Annotated in this window: 13 protein-coding genes and 1 tRNA gene; 13 read left to right on the forward strand and 1 reads right to left on the reverse strand. The window is 67.7% G+C overall.

Annotated elements, in window-relative coordinates; genetic code table 11:
• The first annotated feature begins 7 nt into the window (after positions 1-7).
• The 6 genes from ACWA14_RS03390 to rpoC all read left to right on the forward strand — a co-directional run bounded on the left by ACWA14_RS03390 (position 8) and on the right by rpoC (position 13,206).
• Positions 8-1,681: an ABC transporter substrate-binding protein gene (locus ACWA14_RS03390; RefSeq protein ID WP_463796070.1), complete on the forward strand. Its 1,674-nt coding sequence runs from the start codon at positions 8-10 to the stop codon at positions 1,679-1,681.
• Between the two features lie 171 nt (positions 1,682-1,852).
• Positions 1,853-2,857 (forward strand): ABC transporter permease, encoded by a 1,005-nt coding sequence (locus ACWA14_RS03395; RefSeq protein ID WP_463797487.1) that lies wholly within the window; start codon positions 1,853-1,855, stop codon positions 2,855-2,857.
• A gap of 34 nt (positions 2,858-2,891) precedes the next feature.
• Positions 2,892-3,842 (forward strand): ABC transporter permease, encoded by a 951-nt coding sequence (locus ACWA14_RS03400; RefSeq protein WP_463796071.1) that lies wholly within the window; start codon positions 2,892-2,894, stop codon positions 3,840-3,842.
• Positions 3,843-3,862: 20 nt separating this feature from the next.
• A complete protein-coding gene (locus tag ACWA14_RS03405; RefSeq protein WP_463796072.1) occupies positions 3,863-5,530 on the forward strand; it encodes an ABC transporter ATP-binding protein in 1,668 nt (555 codons plus the stop codon).
• Between the two features lie 220 nt (positions 5,531-5,750).
• Complete coding sequence (rpoB, locus tag ACWA14_RS03410; RefSeq protein ID WP_463796073.1) at positions 5,751-9,254, forward strand: DNA-directed RNA polymerase subunit beta; 3,504 nt, start codon at positions 5,751-5,753, stop codon at positions 9,252-9,254.
• Positions 9,255-9,330: 76 nt separating this feature from the next.
• Positions 9,331-13,206 carry a DNA-directed RNA polymerase subunit beta' gene (gene rpoC, locus ACWA14_RS03415; protein ID WP_463796074.1) on the forward strand — a complete coding sequence of 1,292 codons (3,876 nt, stop codon included), beginning with the start codon at positions 9,331-9,333 and terminating at the stop codon, positions 13,204-13,206.
• A gap of 165 nt (positions 13,207-13,371) precedes the next feature.
• Here rpoC and ACWA14_RS03420 read toward each other — a convergent pair whose 3' ends face one another.
• Positions 13,372-13,965: a hypothetical protein gene (locus ACWA14_RS03420; protein ID WP_463796075.1), complete on the reverse strand. Its 594-nt coding sequence runs from the start codon at positions 13,963-13,965 to the stop codon at positions 13,372-13,374.
• Positions 13,966-14,049: 84 nt separating this feature from the next.
• Between ACWA14_RS03420 and ACWA14_RS03425 the strand changes: the two genes are divergently transcribed.
• The 7 genes from ACWA14_RS03425 to ACWA14_RS03455 all read left to right on the forward strand — a co-directional run bounded on the left by ACWA14_RS03425 (position 14,050) and on the right by ACWA14_RS03455 (position 20,572).
• Positions 14,050-14,979, forward strand: coding sequence for a PfkB family carbohydrate kinase (locus ACWA14_RS03425; protein WP_463796076.1), 930 nt, complete (start codon positions 14,050-14,052; stop codon positions 14,977-14,979).
• Positions 14,980-15,065: 86 nt separating this feature from the next.
• Positions 15,066-15,150: transfer RNA gene (locus ACWA14_RS03430), tRNA-Tyr, on the forward strand.
• Between the two features lie 228 nt (positions 15,151-15,378).
• Positions 15,379-17,280: an RNA polymerase sigma factor gene (locus tag ACWA14_RS03435; protein WP_463796077.1), complete on the forward strand. Its 1,902-nt coding sequence runs from the start codon at positions 15,379-15,381 to the stop codon at positions 17,278-17,280.
• 60 nt (positions 17,281-17,340) lie between these two features.
• Complete coding sequence (locus ACWA14_RS03440; RefSeq protein ID WP_463796078.1) at positions 17,341-17,826, forward strand: FBP domain-containing protein; 486 nt, start codon at positions 17,341-17,343, stop codon at positions 17,824-17,826.
• Between the two features lie 51 nt (positions 17,827-17,877).
• The gene (locus ACWA14_RS03445; RefSeq protein ID WP_463796079.1) at positions 17,878-18,675 is read left to right on the forward strand and encodes an enoyl-CoA hydratase/isomerase family protein; all 798 of its coding nucleotides are present in this window, start codon (positions 17,878-17,880) and stop codon (positions 18,673-18,675) included.
• A gap of 116 nt (positions 18,676-18,791) precedes the next feature.
• The gene (locus tag ACWA14_RS03450; RefSeq protein WP_463796080.1) at positions 18,792-19,763 is read left to right on the forward strand and encodes a hypothetical protein; all 972 of its coding nucleotides are present in this window, start codon (positions 18,792-18,794) and stop codon (positions 19,761-19,763) included.
• Complete coding sequence (locus ACWA14_RS03455) at positions 19,760-20,572, forward strand: inositol monophosphatase family protein (RefSeq protein WP_463796081.1); 813 nt, start codon at positions 19,760-19,762, stop codon at positions 20,570-20,572. The genes ACWA14_RS03450 and ACWA14_RS03455 overlap by 4 nt, the downstream gene beginning before the upstream one ends.
• Positions 20,573-20,651 lie beyond the last annotated feature (79 nt).

Here is a 20,651-nt window from a genome sequence, read left to right on the forward strand (position 1 = left end):
TCACACAATGCACCAGTCAGTCACGCGTCGGCGAGGTCTCATCGCCATAACCGGAGCGACACTCGCAGCGCTCGTCCTGGCGGGATGCGTCGCCAGTGATCGAGACAACGACTCGGGAGAGGCGTCCGGTGACGTGGACGGCACGTTCGTCTTCGCGGCCTCCTCCGACCCGGCCAGCCTCGACCCCGCGTTCGCGCAGGACGGCGAGTCGTTCCGCGTCTCCCGCCAGATGTTCGAGGGCCTCGTCGGCACCGAACCCGGCACCGCCGACCCCGCACCGCTCCTCGCCGAGAGCTGGGAGTCGTCGGAGGACGGCATGTCCCACACGTTCGCGCTGAAGGAGGGAGTGACCTTCCACGACGGCACGCCGTTCAACGCCGAAGCCGTCTGCGTCAACTTCGACCGCTGGTTCAACTGGACCGGTCTGGCCGCGTCCGAGGCCTTCGGCTACTACTACAACAAGCTCTTCAAGGGCTACGCCTCGAACCCGGCCGACGCCGTGTACAAGTCCTGCACGCCGGACGGTGAGGCCTCGGTCACCATCGAGCTGAACAAGCCGTTCGCCGGCTTCGTGGCCTCCCTGTCGCTGCCGTCCTTCTCGATGCAGAGCCCGTCGGCGCTGCAGGAGTTCGGCGCGGACGACGTCAGCGGCTCCGCGGAGGCCCCGGTGCTCTCGGAGTACGCGATGGGTCACCCGGTCGGCACCGGGCCGTACATGTTCGACGAGTGGGCACCGGGCGAGCAGGTCACGCTCACGGCCTACGAGGACTACTGGGGCGACGCCGGCCAGATCGATGAGATCATCTTCCGCACGATCGACGACCCGACCGCGCGCCGCCAGGCGCTCGAGTCCGGCTCGATCGACGGCTACGACCTCGTCGGCCCCGCCGACACCAAGGCTCTCGAGGACGACGGGTTCACGATGGTCTCCCGGCCTCCGTTCACGATCCTCTACCTCGCCTTCAACCAGGCGATCCCGGAGCTGCAGGACCCGAAGGTGCGCGAGGCACTGTCCTACGCGATCGACAAGGACGCCCTGATCACGCAGGTGCTGCCGGAGGGAACGGAGAAGGCGATCGAGTTCGTTCCCGAGGTCGTCAACGGCTACAACGCGGACGTCACGACGTACGAGTTCGACCAGGAGAAGGCCAAGTCGCTCCTCGCCGAGGCCGGCTACACCGAGGCGAACCCGCTGAAGCTGGACTTCAACTACCCGGTCAACGTCTCGCGTCCGTACATGCCGGACCCCGAGCAGATCTTCACGGTGCTGTCGACGCAGCTGGCGGAGGTCGGCGTGGAGACCACCCCGGTCTCGGAGGAATGGGTCGAGTACCTCGACCGCACCACCGGCACCGCGGATCACGGCATCCACCTGCTCGGCTGGACCGGTGACTACAACGACACCGACAACTTCGTCGGCGTGTTCTTCGGTCAGCAGAGCTCCGAGTGGGGCTTCGACAACCCGGAACTGTTCCAGAAGCTGAACGAGGCGCGCGGCGTCTCGAACCTCGAGGAGCAGACCGCGCTGTACGAGGAGATCAACGAGGATGTGGCGCAGTTCATCCCCGGTGTCCCGCTCGCGCACCCGGCTCCGACTCTCGCGTTCGACTCGCGCGTGGAGAGCTACCCGGCCAGCCCGGTCAACGACGAGGTCTTCACGGACATCGTCCTCACCAAGTAGCCCTGACCGACGCGACACCCCTCGTCTCGTCGCTTCGCTCCTCGCTCGGGGACCGGCCTTCCGGTCCCCGAGCGGGGAGGTCCGGTCTCCGGTCTGAGCGCAGGTCCGGTTCCCGGTCCCTGAGCGAGCGAAGCGAGACGAAGGGTGCCGCCCGCGATCGACGGAGATCTTTTGCTGCGCACCATCGGCAGGCGACTGCTGTTCCTCATCCCCACCCTGATCGGCCTCAGCATCCTGCTGTTCGCCTGGGTCAGGGCCCTTCCCGGCGGTCCGGCCGTCGCACTTCTCGGCGAGAAGGCGACCCCCGAGGCCATCGCCCGAGTCAACGAGCTCTACGGCTTCAACAAGCCGCTCCTGGAGCAGTACTTCATCTGGGTCGGACGTCTCCTGCAGGGAGACTTCGGAACCTCGATCCAGACCAACCGTCCGGTGGTGGAGGAGTTCTTCCGCCGCTTCCCGGCGACTCTCGAGCTGAGCGTCCTCGCGCTGATCTTCGCGGTCGGCGTCGGCGTCCCCCTCGGCTACTGGGCGGCACGGCGCCACGGCAAGTTCACCGATCACGCCTCCGTGGTGCTGAGCCTCGTCGGCATCACCATCCCGGTGTTCTTCCTCGCGTTCATCCTGAAATACATCTTCGCGGTGCAGCTGGGCTGGCTGCCGTCCGACGGTCGGCAGAATCCGCGGATCGACGCGACCCATCCCACGGGCTTCTACGTGTGGGACGGCATCATCACCGGCGAATTCGACGCCTCGTGGGACGCGATCCTGCATCTCGTGCTGCCGGCGCTCGCGCTCGGCACCATCCCGCTCGCGATCATCGTCCGCATCACCAGGGCCAGCGTCCTGGAGGTGCAGAACGCCGACTACGTGCGCACCGGACGCGCCAAGGGTGTCGGTGCGTCGACGCTGCGCAGCCGCTTCATCCTGCGCAACGCCATGCTGCCCGTGATCACGACGATCGGTCTGCAGACCGGTCTGCTGATCTCCGGGGCGGTGCTCACGGAGACCGTGTTCGCCTTCCCCGGTATCGGATCGTTCCTCGCCCGGGCGATCTTCACACGCGACTTCCCGGTGCTGCAGGGCTTCATCATCTTCATCGCGATCGCCTACGCGCTCATCAACCTCGCGGTCGATGTGTCCTACAGCTTCATCGACCCGAGAGTGAGGGTGCAGTGATGCGTCTCATCGACATGCGAACGGAGGCCGCGTCATGAGCGTCGCACTTCCTCCCGCCCAGGGCGGCGGCATCATCGACACCGTCGCCATCGCCCAGTCCACCCTCAAGGAGGGGCCCGGCGGATTCTGGCGCGACGTCTTCCGCCGTCTCCGCCGCAACCCGACCGCCTGGATCGGCGCCGCCATCGTGCTGCTGTTCCTGCTCGTCGCGGTGCTCGCGCCGATCCTCGCCCCGTATCCCGAGACCGCTCTGCCCGGGGCGAAGTTCATCACCCCGACCTACATCCCCGGTCCGGGCGAACTCGCGCAGTTCCCGCTCGGCCTCGACCGGTTCGGCGGTGATGTGCTGTCCAAGCTCATCTGGGGTGCGCAGGCGTCGCTGCTCGTCGGTGTCATCTCGACCGCCCTCGGCCTCGTCGGCGGAATGATCCTCGGGCTGCTCGCCGGCACGTTCGGCGGCTGGGTCGACACGCTCATCATGCGCATCGTCGACATCATCCTGTCGGTCCCGAACCTGCTGCTCGCGGTGTCGATCGCGGCGATCCTGGGTCAGACGCCGTTCGCGGTGATGATCGCGATCGGCGCCTCGCAGGTGCCGATCTTCGCCCGACTGCTGCGCGCCTCCATGCTGCAGCAGCGCTCGAGCGACTACGTGCTGTCGGCGCAGACCCTGGGTCTGGGCCGAGGGCAGATCACGATGTCGCACGTGCTCCCCAACGCGATCGGTCCGGTGATCGTGCAGGGCACCCTGACGCTCGCCACCGCCGTGATCGATGCCGCCGCGCTGTCGTTCCTCGGACTCGGCGGCGGCCGGCCCGAGACGGCGGAGTGGGGGCGCATGCTCACCTACGCGCAGGCGGAGCTGGCGATCGCGCCCTGGCTCGCGTTCCTCCCCGGCGTCTGCATCGCCATCACCGCACTCGGCTTCACGCTGTTCGGTGAGGCGCTGCGCGAAGCCATGGACCCCAGGACGAGGGCACGATGAACGCCACGAAGGAGAATCAGATGTCCGACTCCCCGCTGCTGTCGGTGCAGGGCCTGGCCGTCGACTTCGCCACGATGGACGGCGTCGTGCACGCGGTCGAAGGCGTGGATCTCGAGATCGCGGCGGGCCAGACCGTCGCGATCGTCGGGGAGTCGGGTTCCGGCAAGTCGACCACCGCGATGGCCATCATCGGCCTGCTCGCCGGAGGCGGACGCATCGCCTCGGGGAGCATCCGCCTCGACGGACGCGAGATCACTCGCGCCTCAGAGCACGAGCTGCGCGGCATCCGCGGGCGTGACATCGGGCTCGTGCCGCAGGACCCGATGTCGAACCTCAACCCGGTCGCGAAGATCGGGACCCAGGTCGCCGAGACGCTGCTCGCGCACGGCCTCGCCACGCGGCAGAACGTGCAGGAGAAGGTGGTCGAGGCGCTCACGGCGGCCGGGCTGCCCGATCCGGCTCGGCGGGCCAAGCAGTACCCGCACGAGTTCTCCGGCGGCATGCGGCAGCGGGCGCTGATCGCGATCGGACTCGCGTGCAAGCCGCGTCTGCTGATCGCCGACGAGCCCACCAGTGCGCTCGACGTCACGGTGCAGCAGACCATCCTCGATCAGATCGGGGCGATGACGCGCGAGCTGGGCACCGCAGTGCTGCTGATCACGCACGATCTCGGGCTGGCGGCGGAGCGCGCGGAACGGGTGATCGTGATGCACCGGGGCAAGGTCGTGGAGCAGGGTTCGGCCCGCCAGATCCTGGAGGATCCCCAGCATCCGTACACGCAGTCGCTCGTCCAGGCGGCCCCGTCGGTGGCCGTCGCCCGACTGCAGCCGGCCGCGTTCCGGGTGACCGAGCGGGCGGAGGCGGATGCCGCCGACGCCGCACCGGTCGCGGAGAAGCCGGTCGACAACATCGTGGAGTTCGAGCACCTCACGAAGGTGTTCCCGGTCCGCGGCCAGAAGGAGGACTTCGTCGCGGTCGACGACGTGTCGCTCGCGATCCCTCGCGGCGAGACGGTCGCGATCGTGGGGGAGTCGGGGTCGGGCAAGACGACCACGGCGCGCATGCTGCTGAAGGTGGTCGAGCCCACCAGCGGGCTGATCCGCTTCGAGGGCAAGGACGTGGCCTCGTTGACCAAGGCGGAGACCCGCGATTTCCGGCAGCGGGTGCAGCCGATCTTCCAGGATCCGTATTCGAGCCTGAACCCGATGTTCACGATCGAGCGCCTGATCGCGGAGCCGCTCGACTTCTACAAGCGGGGGAGCGCGGCCGAGCGGCGGAAGCGCGTGCGTCAGCTGCTCGACGACGTCGCCCTGCCGCAGTCGATGCTGCGTCGCTACCCGTCGGAGCTCTCCGGCGGTCAGCGTCAGCGCGTCGCGATCGCCCGGGCGCTCGCCCTGTCGCCCGACCTGATCGTGTGCGATGAGCCGGTGTCGGCGCTGGACGTGCTGGTGCAGGACCAGATCCTCACACTGCTGGGAGACCTGCAGCAGGAATACGGCCTGAGCTACCTGTTCATCTCGCACGACCTCGCGGTGGTGCGGTTGATCAGCGACTACGTCTGCGTCATGAAGGACGGCGCGCTCGTGGAGGCAGCCTCCTCGGAGGAGATCTTCACGAATCCGCGCGACCCGTACACGCGTCGGCTGCTGGCCTCGATCCCCGGGAACGAGCTCAACATCGCATCCTGATCGCCCTCGTCGTGACCGGTGTCGGATGCTTTTACCGCAGCATCCGACATCGGTCAAGTACTGAGCTTGCCATGTCGTGGATTCGCCCGTATAGTTGGTAGTTGCGCTCGCTTCACCCTGCCCTCATATGGTGGTCGGCATTCGTTGAGTTCTCGAGCGCACACTCCACCTGACGACAAAGGAATCGAGAAGCCCTGCGGGGCTCACGGAGGTTATTCCCTTGGCTGCTGCTCGCAACGCATCCACATCCACCACCACTAAGAACGGACGCGGAGCTTCCCGCCTCTCGTTCGCCAAGATCTCCGACACGCTGACGGTCCCTGACCTTCTCGCACTGCAGACCGAGTCCTTCGGTTGGCTGGTCGGCAACGACGCCTGGAAGGCGCGCGTTGCCGAGGCGAAGAAGGCCGGCCGCACCGACGTGAACGAGAACAGCGGCCTCGGCGAGATCTTCGAGGAGATCTCACCGATCGAGGACCTCGGCGAAACGATGCAGCTGTCGTTCACGAACCCCTACCTCGAGCCGGAGAAGTACTCGATCGAGGAGTGCAAGGAGCGCGGCAAGACGTACGCGGCTCCGCTGTACGTCGAGGCCGAGTTCATGAACCACCTCACGGGCGAGATCAAGACCCAGACGGTGTTCATGGGCGACTTCCCCCTGCAGACCGACAAGGGAACGTTCATCATCAACGGCTCCGAGCGCGTCGTCGTCTCGCAGCTGGTGCGCTCTCCCGGTGTCTACTTCGACAAGACGCCCGACAAGACGTCCGACAAGGACATCGTGTCGGCCCGCGTGATCCCGAGCCGCGGTGCCTGGCTCGAGTTCGAGATCGACAAGCGCGACCAGGTCGGCGTGCGCGTCGACCGCAAGCGCAAGCAGTCCGTCACGGTCTTCCTCAAGGCGCTGGGCATGACCAGCGAGGAGATCCTCGCCGAGTTCGCCGGCTACACCTCCATCGAGGAGACGCTCGCGAAGGACACGATCGTCACCAAGGAAGACGCGCTCCGCGACATCTACCGCAAGCTGCGTCCGGGCGAGCAGGTCGCCGCCGAGGCCGCCCGCGCGCTGCTGGACAACTTCTACTTCAACCCGAAGCGCTACGACCTCGCCAAGGTGGGTCGTTACAAGATCAACCAGAAGCTCGGTCTCGACCAGCCGCTGACCTCGTCGGTGCTGACCGTCGAGGACATCGTCGCGACGATCAAGTACCTGGTGCGTCTGCACGCGGGCACCGAGGAGACCTTCTCCGGCATCCGCTCGGGCAAGAAGGCCGAGATCCGTCTCGCGACCGACGACATCGACAACTTCGGCAACCGTCGCATCCGCGCGGTCGGCGAGCTGATCCAGAACCAGGTCCGCACCGGTCTGTCTCGCATGGAGCGCGTCGTCCGCGAGCGCATGACCACGCAGGACATCGAGGCCATCACGCCGCAGACCCTGATCAACGTGCGCCCCGTCGTCGCCGCGATCAAGGAGTTCTTCGGAACGTCGCAGCTGTCGCAGTTCATGGACCAGAACAACCCGCTCGCGGGTCTGACGAACAAGCGTCGTCTCTCCGCGCTCGGCCCGGGTGGTCTCTCCCGCGACCGCGCCGGCGTCGAGGTCCGTGACGTCCACCCGTCGCACTACGGCCGCATGTGCCCGATCGAGACCCCGGAAGGCCCGAACATCGGTCTGATCGGTGCTCTCGCGACCTTCGCGCGCATCAACTCGTTCGGTTTCATCGAGACCCCGTACCGCAAGGTCGAGGGTGGCGTGGTCACCGAGCACATCGACTACCTCACGGCTTCCGAAGAGGTCGACTTCAACATCGCGCAGGCCAACGCCCCGCTCGATGCCAAGGGTCGCTTCCGCGAGAGCCACGTCCTGGCCCGCCCCAAGGGCGGCAGCGGCGAGGTCGACCTGTTCCTGCCGGAGGAGATCGGCTACATCGACGTCTCCCCGCGCCAGATGGTGTCGGTCGCGACCTCGCTGGTGCCCTTCCTCGAGCACGACGACGCACAGCGCGCCCTCATGGGTGCCAACATGCAGCGTCAGGCTGTGCCGCTGCTGCGCAGCGACTCGCCGCTCGTCGGAACCGGTATGGAGGGCTACACGGCCATCGACGCCGGTGACGTGCTCACCGCCGAGAAGGCCGGTGTCGTCTCCGAGGTCTCCGCGGACCGCGTCGTCGTCATGCTCGACGAGGGCGGAACGCAGGAGTACCACCTGCGCAAGTTCGACCGCTCCAACCAGGGCACGTCGTACAACCAGAAGGTCGTCGTCAACGAGGGCGAGCGGGTCGAGGTCGGCGAGGTCATCGCCGATGGTCCCGCCACCGAGAACGGCGAGCTCGCGCTCGGAAAGAACCTCCTCGTCGCGTTCATGACGTGGGAAGGCTACAACTTCGAGGACGCGATCATCCTCAGCCAGGACCTGGTGAAGGACGACACCCTCTCCTCGATCCACATCGAGGAGTACGAGGTCGACGCGCGCGACACGAAGCTCGGCAAGGAGGAGATCACCCGTGACCTCCCCAACGTCAGCCCGGAGCTGCTGAAGGACCTCGACGAGCGCGGCATCATCCGCATCGGCGCCGAGGTCCGCCCCGGCGACATCCTCGTCGGCAAGGTCACGCCGAAGGGCGAGACCGAGCTGTCGGCCGAGGAGCGCCTGCTCCGCGCGATCTTCAACGAGAAGAGCCGCGAGGTCCGCGACACGTCCCTGAAGGTGCCTCACGGCGAGCAGGGCACGATCATCGCGGTCAAGGAGTTCAACGCCGAGGACGGCGATGACGAGCTCGGCTCCGGCGTCAACCGCCGCGTCGTGGTCTACATCGCCCAGAAGCGCAAGATCACCGAGGGCGACAAGCTCGCCGGCCGTCACGGCAACAAGGGTGTCATCGCCAAGATCCTCCCGATCGAGGACATGCCGTTCCTCGCGGACGGAACCCCGGTCGACATCGTGCTGAACCCGCTCGGCATCCCGGGTCGAATGAACTTCGGCCAGGTCCTCGAGACCCACCTCGGGTGGATCGCGAAGCAGGGCTGGAAGGTCGAGGGCACGCCGGAATGGGCTTCCCGTCTGCCGGAGCAGGCTTTCGAGGCCGCTCCCGGCACGAAGGTCGCCACCCCGGTGTTCGACGGTGCGAGCGAGGAGGAGATCGCCGGTCTCCTCGACGTGACCACCCCGACGCGCGACGGTGTCCGCCTCATCGACTCGACCGGGAAGACGCAGCTCTTCGACGGCCGTTCGGGTGAGCCGTTCCCGGCGCCGATCTCGGTGGGCTACATGTACATCCTGAAGCTGCACCACCTGGTCGACGACAAGATCCACGCCCGCTCGACCGGCCCGTACTCGATGATCACCCAGCAGCCGCTCGGTGGTAAGGCACAGTTCGGTGGTCAGCGCTTCGGTGAGATGGAGGTGTGGGCTCTCGAGGCCTACGGCGCCGCTTACGCACTGCAGGAGCTCCTCACGATCAAGTCCGACGACATCCTCGGCCGCGTCAAGGTGTACGAGGCGATCGTCAAGGGCGAGAACATCCAGGAGCCCGGCATCCCCGAGTCCTTCAAGGTGCTCATGAAGGAGATGCAGTCGCTCTGCCTGAACGTCGAGGTCCTCTCGGCAGACGGCACGCTCGTCAACCTGCGTGACACCGATGACGAGGCCTTCCGCGCGGCGGAAGAGCTCGGAATCAACATCTCCAGCCGCTTCGAGGCCGCCTCGATCGACGAGATCTAAGGTGCGGGCCGCCGCGGTCTCCGCGGCGGCCCTCCCTCCCCGATTTCCTCAGAAGAATTCCGACACAGGAGAATTAGTGCTCGAGTCAAACACCTTCGATGAGCTTCGCATCGGCCTGGCAACCGCGGATCACATCCGCGCCTGGTCCTTCGGCGAGGTCAAGAAGCCTGAAACCATCAACTACCGCACACTGAAGCCGGAGAAGGACGGTCTCTTCGGAGAGCAGATCTTCGGACCGTCCCGTGACTGGGAGTGTGCCTGCGGCAAGTACAAGCGTGTCCGCTTCAAGGGCATCGTCTGCGAGCGCTGCGGCGTGGAGGTCACCAAGAGCTCCGTCCGTCGCGAGCGCATGGGTCACATCGAGCTCGCCGCTCCCGTCACCCACATCTGGTACTTCAAGGGTGTTCCCTCGCGTCTGGGCTACCTGCTCGACATGGCGCCGAAGGACCTCGAGAAGGTCATCTACTTCGCCGCCTACATGGTCATCTCGGTCGATGAGGAAGCTCGTCACCGCGACCTGGGCACGCAGGAGAACAACATCCGTCTCGAGCTGAAGACGCTCGGCGACCGTCGCGACGCGAAGATCGCGGAGCGCCTCGCGCGTCTCGAGGAGGAGCTCGCTGCTCTCGAGGCCGAGGGTGCCAAGGCCGACGCCAAGAAGAAGGTCAAGGACGCCGCCGAGAAGGAGATGTCGCTGACCCGCAAGGGTGCCGACGAGGCGATCGCCAAGCTCGAGCGCGTGTGGGAGGACTTCCGCACGCTCGAGGTCGGCGCACTCCGTCCCGAGGACGACGTCTTCCACGAGCTGCAGGACCGCTTCGGTCAGTACTTCGAGGCCTACATGGGCGCCGAGTCGATCCAGCGTCGCCTCGCGGCCTTCGACCTCGCGGGCGAAGCCGAGAACCTGCGCCTGCAGATCTCCGAGGGCAAGGGTCAGCGCAAGATCCGCGCGATCAAGCGCCTGAAGGTCGTCAGCTCCTTTCTGGAGACCGGCATGAGCCCGGCCGCCATGGTGCTGGACGTCGTCCCGGTGATCCCGCCGGAGCTGCGCCCGATGGTGCAGCTCGACGGTGGCCGCTTCGCGACCTCCGACCTCAACGACCTCTACCGTCGTGTGATCAACCGCAACAACCGTCTTCGTCGTCTGATCGACCTCGGTGCCCCCGAGATCATCGTCAACAACGAGAAGCGGATGCTGCAGGAGGCCGTCGACGCACTGTTCGACAACGGCCGCCGTGGTCGCCCGGTCACCGGTACCGGCAACCGCGCCCTGAAGTCGCTCAGCGACATGCTCAAGGGCAAGCAGGGTCGTTTCCGTCAGAACCTGCTCGGCAAGCGCGTCGACTACTCGGGCCGTTCGGTCATCATCGTCGGCCCGCAGCTGAAGCTTCACCAGTGCGGTCTGCCCAAGCAGATGGCTCTGGAGCTCTTCAAGCCGTTCGTGATCAAGCGCCTGATCGACCTCGGTCACTCGCAGAACATCAAGGCGGCCAAGCGCGCCGTCGAGCGCACGCGTCCCGAGGTCTGGGACGTGCTCGAGGAGATCATCCGCGAGCGCCCCGTGCTGCTGAACCGTGCACCCACCCTGCACCGTCTCGGCATCCAGGCGTTCGAGCCTCAGCTCGTCGAGGGCAAGGCCATCCAGCTGCACCCGCTCGTCTGCGCGGCGTTCAACGCCGACTTCGACGGCGACCAGATGGCTGTGCACCTGCCGCTCTCGGTCGAGGCTCAGGCCGAGGCCCGCGTGCTGATGCTCGCCTCGAACAACATCCTGAAGCCGTCGGACGGACGTCCGGTCACCCTGCCTTCGCAGGACATGATCATCGGCCTGCACCACCTGACCACGGTCAAGGCGGGCGCAGCCGGCGAGGGCCGTGCCTTCGGTTCCGTGGGTGAGGCGATCCTGGCGAAGGACGAGGGAACCCTGGACCTGCAGGCCAAGGTCCGCATCCGCATCCCCGGTCTGACGTTCCTCGAGGGCGAAGCTCCCGAGGGCTACGAGCGTCACGGTCTCGTCGACGCCTCGCTGGGTCAGGCGATCTTCAACGACACGCTGCCGAAGGGCTACCCGTTCGTCCGCGAGCAGGCGGACAAGAACAAGCTGTCGCAGATCGTCAACAAGCTCGCCGAGGAATACCCCAAGGTCGAGACCGCTGCCTCGCTGGACCGCATCAAGGACGCCGGCTTCTACTGGGCCACGCGCTCCGGTGTGACCGTCGCCCTGAGCGACATCCTGACCCCGCCGAACAAGGCGGAGATCGTCGCGGGCTACGAGAAGCAGGCCGCGAAGGTCCAGTCCCAGTACGAGAAGGGTCTGACCACCGACACCGAGCGTCGCCAGGAGCTCATCAAGATCTGGACCGAGGCGACCGACGAGGTGCAGGCGGCCATGAAGGCCAACTTCCCCGAGGACAACACCATCAACCGCATGGTGTCGTCGGGTGCTCGTGGTAACTGGCTGCAGATCCGGAACATCGCCGGTATGCGTGGTCTGGTGAACAACCCCAAGGGTGAGATCATCCCGCGTCCGATCATCTCCTCGTACCGCGAGGGACTGTCGGTGGCGGAGTACTTCATCGCGACGCACGGTACCCGTAAGGGTCTCGCCGACACCGCTCTGCGTACCGCCGACTCGGGTTACCTGACCCGTCGTCTGGTGGATGTCTCGCAGGACGTCATCATCCGCGAAGAGGACTGCGGCACGTCGAAGGGCCTCGAGCTCCCGATCGCCTCGCCGAACTCGCAGGGTGAGCTGGTCCGCGACGCGAACGTCGAGAACTCGGTGTTCGCTCGTACGCTGGCCTCCGATGTGGTCGACAGCAAGGGCGAGATCCTCGCCTCTGCGCACGACGACGTGGGAGACGTGCTGATCGACAAGCTCGTCGGTCTGGGTGTCGAGACCATCAAGGTGCGCTCGGTCCTGACCTGCGACTCCGCTGTTGGTGTGTGCGCGCAGTGCTACGGCCGCTCGCTCGCGACCGGCAAGACGGTCGACATCGGTGAGGCCGTCGGCATCATCGCGGCCCAGTCGATCGGTGAGCCCGGTACCCAGCTGACGATGCGTACCTTCCACACGGGTGGTTCGGCATCGGCGGACGACATCACGCAGGGTCTTCCCCGCGTGCAGGAGCTGTTCGAGGCTCGTACCCCCAAGGGTGCGTCCCCGATCGCCGAGGCCGACGGCCGGATCACGATCGACGAGACCGACAAGGGCAAGAAGGTCATCCTCACGCCCGACAGCGGCGACGAGGCAGTGATCTACCCGGTGCTGAAGCGTGCGACGCTCCTCGTGGAAGACGGCCAGCACGTCACGGTCGGTCAGCCGATCCTGGTGGGCACGCTCGACCCCAAGGAGATCATGCGTGTCATGGGTGCGCGCGAGGTGCAGCGTTACCTCGTCGGCGGCGTCCAGGGCGTGTACCGCTCGCAGGGTGTGCCGATCCACGACAAGCACATCGAGGTCATCGTCCGTCAGATGCTCCGCAAGGTCACGGTCGTCGATCACGCCGACACGAACCTGCTGCCGGGTGAGATGGTCGACCTGAAGCGCTACCAGTCGATCAACCGCGAGACCGTGGCAGAGGGCAAGCGCCCCGCGTCCGGTCGACCGGAGCTGATGGGTATCACGAAGGCGTCGCTCGCGACCGAGTCGTGGCTGTCGGCCGCTTCCTTCCAGGAGACGACCCGCGTGCTCACGCAGGCCGCCATGGAGGGCAAGCGCGACCCGCTGGTCGGTCTCAAGGAGAACGTCATCATCGGAAAGCTCATCCCTGCCGGAACGGGACTCTCGCGCTACCGCGACGTCACGGTCGAGGCGACGGAAGAGGCCAAGAGCGAGCGCTACCCGAACCGGATCTTCGCATCCGACGGTGCGTACGCCGACGGCGACTTCGGTTACGTCGACTTCGACGCGTTCTCGACGGACGACATCACCCCCGGTACCTACAACTGAGGTGTGACTGAGTGAGAGAAGGCCCCGGGCGATCGCCCGGGGCCTTCTTCGTGTCTCCGTCGCCCTCTCCCTCTCCGCGTAGGGAGGAGAACTCCGCGGGGGAGGAGGGATTCGGCGCAGACCTCCGCCGATCAGGGAGATGTCCGCCCGAACGGATGCCGGGGGCTACCCGAAGAGGTGCGCGATGATGCTCGAGGTGTAGCCGTCGGGCGCCAGGTTCGAGTACTGCGTGTCGATCAGCACGTCGTCGCGCCAGAACAGGGTCCGCCCGTCCGTCACCGGGTACTGCGGGTTCGGCCAGGTCTTCTCGCAGCGCGTGCCGCCGTCGGGGGTGAAGCAGGAGAACCCCTCGGTGTCCGCCAGCGCGTTGAGCATGTCGAGAGCCGGGCCGCGGTTCATCGCTGAGATCGTGGTTCGAAGCGCCGTGGTGTCGGCGGCGGGGTCTGCCCAGATGCAGGTGAGGGTGCCGTCGGCGCCCACGCCGGAGGGCCCGAAGGCCGCATCGTTGAGGGGGACTCCCTCCAGCTGGGCCAGCACGGGCTCCGACAGGATGGCGCGGCAGTCGGTCGGCAGCGCGACGGGGGTCGCCGTGGGCGTCGGGCTGGTGGACGGTGCGGGAGTGGCGTCAGGGGAGGACGTCTCGGACGCCGCATCGCTCGCGGAGGGCCGTGCGCTCGGGCTGTCGGACATCGATCCGCACGCGGTGAGCGCGCCGGTGAGGCACAGCAGGGCGGCAACGACCAGGACGCGAGCGTTCATGCGCACACGGTACTGCTCCCGGAGAGATCGCGGGGCGCGGATCGCCGTGCGCCTCGGGAGGTCAGGGCGCGGTACTCTCGGCGGGTGAGTACAGAGATTTCTCCGTCCGGATCCGTGGTCGTCATCGGTGACGCTCTGATCGACGAGATCCGCGATGCGGCGGGAGTGCGCGAGCTGGTCGGCGGTGCCGCGCTGAACGTGGCGGTCGGGCTGCGTCGCCTGGGCGTCGACACCACCCTCATCGCCATGGTCGGCGACGACGCACCGGGCGCGCACATCCGCCGTTACCTCGCAGATCACGGGGTGCGGTTGATCGCGAGCGCGGCGCCGCGAGGCTCGTCCCGGGCCATCGTGCAGCGCGCGGCGAGCGGCGAACCGCAGTACGTGTTCAACGAGGCTGCGCAGTCGCGCAGCATCCGCTATTCGCCGGAAGCCGTGCAGGCGATCGCGGATGCCGGGCTGGTCGCGATCAGCTGCTTCCCCTTCGATGTTCCCGATGAGGTCGATGCGCTCGTCGAGGCGCTCGCGGACGCGAGGGTGGCGGTCGATCCCAATCCGCGCACGGGGATGCTGAGCGATCGCGCCGAGTTCGTGCGCGGCTTCGAGCGCGTCGCGGCCCGGTCGGTGATCGTGAAGGTCGGGGCCGATGACGCCACGATCCTGTACGACGGTGATCTCGATGCGCTGCGCGAGCGCCTGCGCGCCCTGGGTGCCGCAGCGGTCCTCGCCACCGCGGGGGCCGAGGGCGCGGCGGTCGATGCCGGTGCCGGCGTGGTGACGGCACCCATCTCCACGCTACCGGGGCCGATCATCGACACGGTGGGCGCCGGTGATGCGACCCTCGCCGCGGTCGCCGCGGGACTGGTCCGTGCGGTTCCGACCGCGCAGGACGAGTGGCGTGCCCTGCTGGAGCGCGCGATGGACATCGCGGCGGCGACGTGCCGCGCGGAGGGCGGATTGCTGCGCACGCCGGAGTCGCTCGCCGACGCCGGGCGAGGCGTGAACGGCAGCTGACGGCTCGATTTCATGCGCCTGCCTCTGACGGGTATGATTATCTTTCGTGCCCCCGGTTGGCTGTCCAAGTCGGACGGGTGCGCTCTGGCGAGTTACCCAAGCGGCCAAAGGGATCTGACTGTAAATCAGACTGCTCAGCATTCGGGGGTTCGAATCCCTCACTCGCCACCACCACCGCGAAGAAGTCCCCGAGTTTCTCGGGGACTTCTTCGTTTCACCCGGTCCCGTATGATGCAGGCAGATGTGCGTCTCATCGCTCGGAGGGGACGCTGTCGCGGTTGCGACGGCGCCGAGCGAATGTGTCAACTGGGGTTTTCGGACTGCTCGTCTTCCGTTGCCCGATCGAACGGGTGCTCTCGCTCTGACCCGACAGGGTGAGGCTCGCTCAGGAGCCTGCGTATGGATGAAACCTCTGCATCACCGGGGGTCGAGCACCTCGACGATGCTGCGGACCAGCAGCTGGTCGAACTCGTGCGCGCGGGTGACACCCGGGCGTATGCGACGCTGTGGCGCCGGCACGCCGGTGCGGCCTACGGCGTCGCGCGCACCTTCACGCTCCTCGACGCGGACGACCTCGTGTCCGAGGCCTTCACGAAGGTGCTCGGAGCCATCCGCTCCGGGGGAGGCCCCGCCCGCGCGTTCCGCCCGTACATCACCATGACGGTGCGGAACATCGGCCGGTCGCTCCACGTGCGCGAGGTCGTGCTCATCGACACCGACTTCCACTGGCACGGCTCCGACACGGCGAACGGGGAGGTCGCGGCCGTCGAGGATTTCGAACGCAGCGTGACACTCGACGCGTTCCACTCTCTCCCGGTGCGGTGGCAGGAAGTGCTCTGGTACAGCGAGGTGGATCAGCTCAAGGTCGCCACGATCGGGACGTACCTCGGTATTCCGGCGAACGCGGTGTCCGCCCTCCTCCTCCGGGCGAAGCGGGGCCTGCGCGACGCCTGGGTCTCTGCGCATCTCGCCACGGCGAGCTCGCCCGAATGCGCGGCGACGATTCGGGAGCTCGGCGCCTACACCCGTCGGCGGGCGTCGCGACGATCGGCCACGGCCGTCGAGGCCCATCTGAGCGTCTGCGCGAGCTGTCGATCGGCACACGAGGAGGCCCGGCACGCGTCGTCACTGATCCTCTCCCTTCTCCCTCTCGTCGCGGGTGTCGCCGGCGCTGCGGGCTACACGACCACGCTCACGGCTCCTCCGCTGCCGCTGGCGCTCGCTGCGGGGGCGGCCTCGGCATCCGGCGGAGGGGCGTCGGCGACGATGGTCGCGTCGGGGACATCCGGCGCACTGGGCACGTCCGGCGCACTGGCGGCACCGGCCGCACCGGCCGCGCTTGCCGCACCCGCGGCACTGGGTGGAGCCGGCCTCATCGCCGCCGCCGTCACGGCGGTTCTCGGAATCGTGACCGTGGTGATCGTGACCGCGCAACCCGTGGTCACACCGGCGGAGACGGCGCCGTGGTATCCGCCGTCCGCGTTCTCCTCGGCGGCACTGCCGACGCCCGCTCCCACATCGGTCGTGCGGACCCTTGTCCCCACGCCGGATGCGGAGGCGACCCCGCTTCCGGATCCTGCCCCGCCGGCGGCCCCGGTGTCTCCTGCGCCGGCGGAACCGGTTGCCCCCGTCGAGACACGGCGTGTTGCCCCTGAAGTGATCACACCGCCGGAGGACGTCGTGGAGGTGGAGGACTCCGAAGGCGACACCTCGGACGAGGAGACGTCCTGGATCACCACCTTCCCCACGACGCCGACGGATGACGGCGAGGCACCGCCTGCGCTCGCGGCAGCGCTCACACAGAGCGACCCCCGCTTCTACCCCCGGGCCAGCGGCGGCGATGCCCGCCCCGGCGCATCGATCTTGCTCATCGACGAGCAGGGATACATCGTCGGGGCTGGCGCAGCGGATGAGTTCGGGCGGTGGACGGCGCCGGTGGTCGACGGCGCGAGCGGGCGACACGCGATCCAGGCCGTGCAGGTCGTCGGCGACCGGGTCTCGCCGCCGAGCGGGGAGATGTTCTTCGAGACCGCGCCTCCGCCCCTCGTCAGCCATCCCGCGGACGGGGGGTACGTCCTCGCATCGTGCATGACCCTGGTCATCTCAGCGCAGAGCTTCTCCGTGGTGCAGCGTGAGATCGTCGGAGTGGTCCCGCCGGAGCCGGTGTCGGTGCCCTCCAGCGGGGTGTGGCAGGAGAACCTCGCGGTTCCTCCGGGGCGTCACACGGTCCGCGTCCGATACATGGATGCGCAGACCGGCGAGTTCGGCCCGGTCGCCACGGCGACATTCGACGCCTCCTGACGCGGGCGCGATCCGGCCGCGCATCGGCCCGCGCTCGCCGGAGTTTCATAGACTGGACGGATGCGAGCGCTGACCGAGACCGACGTACGGGCGTCGTTCGTGAACGCGGATGCCGACGAGATGCGCATCATGGCGATGCCGCACGACTTCGTGCTGATCGACTGGGACTACCGCGACTTCTACGCCTGGCGCGACCCGCACGCCGGCGATCGGGGCTACGTCCTGGTGCAGCACGAGGGTGTCGTGACGGGCGTCGTGGTGCGTGCCTCCGGACCGGGACGCGGTCGTTCAGGCATGTGCAACATCTGCCACACGATGCAGACGGGCAACCAGGTGACGCTGTTCTCCGCTCGTCGCGCGGGTGATGCCGGACGCCGGGGCGATTCCGTGGGCACCTACATCTGCGCCGATCTCTCCTGCCATGAGAACGTGCGGCTGGCGCATCCGCTGAGGCCGAACGAGGTGCGCACGGCGGGCCAGATCGATTTCCGCATCGACGGCACCAGGCGGCGCATGGAGAGGTTCATCGCTCGCGTCTGGGAGTGATGCGCGCGGAGGTTACGCTGGACGCACCCGTCTGCGCTCGAAGGAGAAGCCATGAACGATGCCATCCTGTTCTCGATCGATGAGGGGATGGCTCGGCTCACGCTGAACCGTCCGGAGCGACTCAACGCGTTCAACGCCGATCTCGCGCACGCGTGGCGCGATGCCACCGCCGAGGCCACGTCGCGTGCGGATGTGAAGGCCATCCTGATCGACGCCTCCGGTCCGGCCTTCTGCGCCGGCGGGGATGTGATCGACATGGCGACGTCCATGGGAGGTCCCTCCGACATCACGGCACTCGCCGAGGTGATCAACGCCGGCATCCGTTCGCTCACCGAGTCCGCCGTGCCTGTCGTCGCCGCGGCTCACGGCACCACGGCGGGCGGCGGGCTCGGCATCCTGCTCTGCAGCGACTACGCCGTGGTGGGGTCCCGCTCCCGCCTCGGCAGCCTCTACGCCAACATCGGCCTCACCCCCGACCTGTCCGTCTCGGCCCAGCTGGCGCACGCCGTCGGTCAGCGCCGGGCACTCCAGCTGGTGCTGCAGGACCGGCTGTTGAGTGCTCAGGAGGCTCAGGACTGGGGGCTGGTCGCCGAGGTGGTCGCCGGAGACGACGCCGCGAGCGAGGCCGCTCTCGTGCGTGCGCGAGGCGAGGAGATCGCTCGATTCTGGCTCGCCGGCGCGGCCGACGCATACGGGCAGGCCAAGCGCCTGGTGCGCTCGCAGCCCGCTCGGACGTTCGCGGAGCAGCTGAGCGAGGAGGCCCGCTCGATCGGCGCGGCGATGGGCACCCCCGATGCGCAGGCGCGCATCTCCGCCTTCGCGGCCGCGTCGGCCAAGAAGGGCGTCTGACTCTCTCTCCACCGATGCGAGTCGGCGGAGAAGTCTCCACGGGATCGTCCGGCTCCCCGGCATCCGGTCCCGCGCGTGGGAGGATGAGGGCAACGCCGCTCCACGAGAGGACCGCCATGTCTCAGCCCCAGGTCGCGACAACCGAGAAGACCAATACATCCCTGCTCATCAGAGGGGCCATCTGGATCGCGATCGGGGCGCTCATCGCCGCCGCGCTGGTCTGTGTCGTCTGGGTGTTGATCGGAGATCAGGACGGACTCATCGGGCGGGCCTTCCTCACGATCCTGCTGCTCGCGGCCTTCGCCGGCATCGCGATCCTCGAGGCGGGGCTGGCGCCGAACCGTCCCGACTGGCTGGCTCTCGCCAGCATGGTCACCTGGATCGTCGCGCTCCTCGTCGGTGCGGTCAAGATCTGGCTCCCCGAGGAGGGCGGATACTTCGGCGGCGGAGCGGAGCGCTTCTTCCAGTTGCTGCTCGTGGTGGGAATCCTGCAGCTCGCTCTGCTGCACGTGCGTCTGTTCACCCCGGCGGCGCAGCGGCACCGCACCACGTTCACGCGCATCATCTACATCGCGACCATCGTGTTCCTGGGCGCTCTCGTGGCCCTGCTGATCTTCTTCCTCACCTTCACCTACGTCTTCGACTACAGCGAGCTGTACTGGCGCATCGTGGTGGCACTCACGATCCTCGCGGCTGTCGGCACCACGCTCGTCCCGCTTCTGAACGCGCTGTTCGCGCCCAAGAAGCCGGCGGCTCCCCGCGTCACCGCCGCGGCGCCGTCCTGGCCGACGTACGCCGACGGGCGCACTCCGCTGCCGGCGTTGCCGGACGCGACGCCCGACTGGAACGCGTACTACACGGGATATCCGTCGGTCGCCCCGCAGCAGCAACAGCTCCCGAGCACACCGAGTGCCTCGTTCCCCGTCGCCGCCTCCCCGTCGCCCCCGACACCGCCGCCCGCACCGACCTCTTACGACGCACGGCCGACCACACCCGCGCCGCCGGTGCCTCCCGCTCCTGCGGCTCCCGCGCCCGGAGGCCATGCCTTTCCTCCCGCGCCTCCCACGGCCCCGCAGCCCCCGCAGTGACGCTCGAGATCGACCTCGGCCGGCTCGCCGCCGAGATCGCCCTGGAGGCAGGAGAGCTCGCGCGTCGACGTCGCAGTGAAGGTGTGTCGCTGGCGGCGACCAAGACCACTCTGGCCGACATCGTCACCGAGGCCGACCGCGAGGTCGAGGATTTCATCCGCGGCCGGCTGAAGTCGGCACGGCCCGGCGACGGTTTCCTCGGCGAGGAGTCGGGCGCAGAGCCAGGCTCAGGCGCCGCGACGGGTGCCGAGCGTCTCACCTGGGTCGTCGACCCGATCGACGGCACGGTGAACTACGCGTATGGAATCCCCTCCTACAACGTGAGCATCGCGGTCGTGAGAGGCGAGCCCGACCCGGAGACGTGGGAGGCCGTGGCCGCTGCGGTCTGCGCCCCGGCTTTCGACGAGCTGTTCACCGCCGTGCGAGGTGAGGGGGCATGGTGCGACGGCATCCGCCTCGCGGTGAACACCGAGACGCCCGCCGGCGCCTTGCTGGGCACCGGGTTCGGCTACGACCCGGCGACGCATGACGGTGACATCGCCACCGTGCGTCGCGTGATGCCCATGGCCCGTGATCTCCGACGGATGGGCGCGGCCGCGCTCGACCTCGCCTACGTCGCCGCCGGAAGGCTGGACGGATATTTCGAGCGCGGGCTCAAGCCCTGGGACCACGCCGCGGGCGCTCTTCTCGTGCAGGAGGCCGGGGGAGTGGTCTCGCGGACCGACGTCGACTCCGCGCGTCCGATGCTGATCGCGGGAGGGCCCGACGTGCATGAGCGCCTCCGCTCGCTCGTCGGTACGATGGCATGATCGGTACATGGCATTCTCAGGCTCTACGAGGTAGGGTTTATGCGATCGTTATCTTCACGCCCCGAACGTGGAGACAGAC

This window comes from Microbacterium sp. TW_SC_2 (genome assembly GCF_055361165.1).

Bases quoted from the DNA above. Each gene is read 5' to 3' on its own strand.
- ACWA14_RS03405 (WP_463796072.1), top strand. From the start codon at position 3,863: ATGTCCGACTCCCCGCTGCTGTCGGTGCAGGGCCTGGCCGTCGACTTC.
- ACWA14_RS03435 (WP_463796077.1), top strand. From the start codon at position 15,379: ATGGATGAAACCTCTGCATCACCGGGGGTCGAGCACCTCGACGATGCT.
- ACWA14_RS03450 (WP_463796080.1), top strand. From the start codon at position 18,792: ATGTCTCAGCCCCAGGTCGCGACAACCGAGAAGACCAATACATCCCTG.
- ACWA14_RS03390 (WP_463796070.1), top strand. From the start codon at position 8: ATGCACCAGTCAGTCACGCGTCGGCGAGGTCTCATCGCCATAACCGGA.
- ACWA14_RS03420 (WP_463796075.1), bottom strand. From the start codon at position 13,965: ATGAACGCTCGCGTCCTGGTCGTTGCCGCCCTGCTGTGCCTCACCGGC.
- ACWA14_RS03440 (WP_463796078.1), top strand. From the start codon at position 17,341: ATGCGAGCGCTGACCGAGACCGACGTACGGGCGTCGTTCGTGAACGCG.
- ACWA14_RS03400 (WP_463796071.1), top strand. From the start codon at position 2,892: ATGAGCGTCGCACTTCCTCCCGCCCAGGGCGGCGGCATCATCGACACC.
- ACWA14_RS03445 (WP_463796079.1), top strand. From the start codon at position 17,878: ATGAACGATGCCATCCTGTTCTCGATCGATGAGGGGATGGCTCGGCTC.